This is a genomic window from Rhodococcus sp. P3_B8 (genome assembly GCF_056402775.1).
The window spans coordinates 1-1,534 of record NZ_JBFUGT010000610.1; the positions used below are offsets into that span (position 1 = coordinate 1).

Annotated in this window: 2 protein-coding genes; one reads left to right on the plus strand and one right to left on the minus strand. The window is 69.4% G+C overall.

Translation table 11 applies throughout. From position 1 onward, the window contains the following. On the minus strand, positions 1–327 hold a 327-nt coding region (locus AC1D1G_RS45060; RefSeq protein WP_477956926.1), incomplete at its 3' end, for a BlaI/MecI/CopY family transcriptional regulator. A 175-nt stretch (positions 328–502) separates the two neighbouring features. Here AC1D1G_RS45060 and AC1D1G_RS45065 point away from each other — a divergent pair. Further along, positions 503–1,534, plus strand: a 1,032-nt coding sequence (locus AC1D1G_RS45065) for a rhomboid family intramembrane serine protease (protein WP_477956927.1), incomplete at its 3' end; no start/stop codon positions are given.

The window sequence follows — 1,534 nt, forward strand, 5'->3', positions numbered from 1 at the left end:
GGCCTCGTCGGCGCCGACCTGGCCGACGAAGTGCACGAGTGCGGCGGCGCGGCTGCCGGACTTGTCGGCCTGCTGCAGTGCGTCCACCATGAGGCTCGCGACGAGCTCCTCACGCTGGTGCACCGGCAGGTACCGGTGGGCGCGGTCGTCGCGCTGCTGAATAACGAGGTGCTTCTTCGCCAGTCGCTGGAGCACTGTCATGACAGTCGTGTACGCGAGTTCACGGCGTGCCGCCAGTGCCTCGTGTACCTGCCGTACCGTCTGCGGTTCCGAAGTGGACCACAGGTGATCCATCACTGCGCGTTCGAGTTCGCCGAGTCCAGCCATAAACCGATTCTACGGATACGACGACGCAGATACGTACTACTGGTAGTAGTAAAACTGCGTCACGGCGTGTGGTATTGGCCATACTTCGAAGGGGTGGATTACGGTCGGGTTGGCAGCGGCCGACCCGCCGGGCAAGCGTTCGTTCTCGACATCGCGGAGAGTGGGGACCTGGCGGATGAAGACCGACGACAGCGCGGCGACCGGGCACGATGCGGCGGCCAGGGTCAAGGGTCAGACCGGGCGGGCAGCGGAACGGGTCTGGGGCGGGGTGCGGGGTGCACCGGTCAGCATTGCGCTGCTGGTGGTGATCTGGATCCTCGCGATCGCCACGTCCAGTGTGATCAGCGGCCCCTCCCACGACCTGTCCCAGCACGTCGCGATCGGGATCCGGGCGTTCCAGAACGGGTGGGTGTGGACCCTGTTCACGGCCGGGCTGTGGGGCGACGACGTCCTGGCGTACTTGTCGACGACCGTCCTCGTCCTCGTGGCGGCCGCACCGCTGGAACGTCGCATGGGGTCGGCGCGGTTCGCGCTGGCCGCGGTCGCCACCCAGGTGCTCGGCGGGCTGCTCGCACTGTCGGTGGCCGCCGTCGCGAAGGTCGTCGACGCGAACTGGGGTTTCCGGCTGCACGTGGGCATGGCCGTCGGCCCGAGCACGTGGATCGTCGGTGCCGCGATGGTCGCCAGTTCGAACATGGGCACCCTGTGGCGTCGGCGGATCCGCGTCGGCGTCCTCGTGTTCACCATCACCCTGGCACTGTTCAGTGGGTCGCTGCAGGACGTGGTCCGGCTCGCCGCGGCCGTGGTCGGGCTGGTGATCGGCCGCTGGATCGTCGGCCGCTCCGCCCGCGGCGAACGGATCGCGGGCACCCAGCGTGAGGGCCGGGTGCTGGTCGCGATCATCGTGGCGGCCAGTGCGATCGGCCCGATGATCGCGGCGCTGTCCGCGGAGGCGGTCGGACCGCTCGCCGTGCTCCGCGACCTGTTCCGCGGCATCCCCTACACGGCCGGCGAGGTGCGCGACCTGTGCGAGGTGTCGGCGTCGGACCCCGAATGCCGGCGCGGGCTGCTCGAACTGCGCCTGTCCGGGGTCGGGCCGACCCTGCTGAGTCTGATGCCGTCCCTGTTCCTCCTCACCCTCAGCGACGGCCTCCGACGGGGCCGTCGCTTCGCGTGGGTCGCGTCCGTGATCGCCCAGGTGATCCTG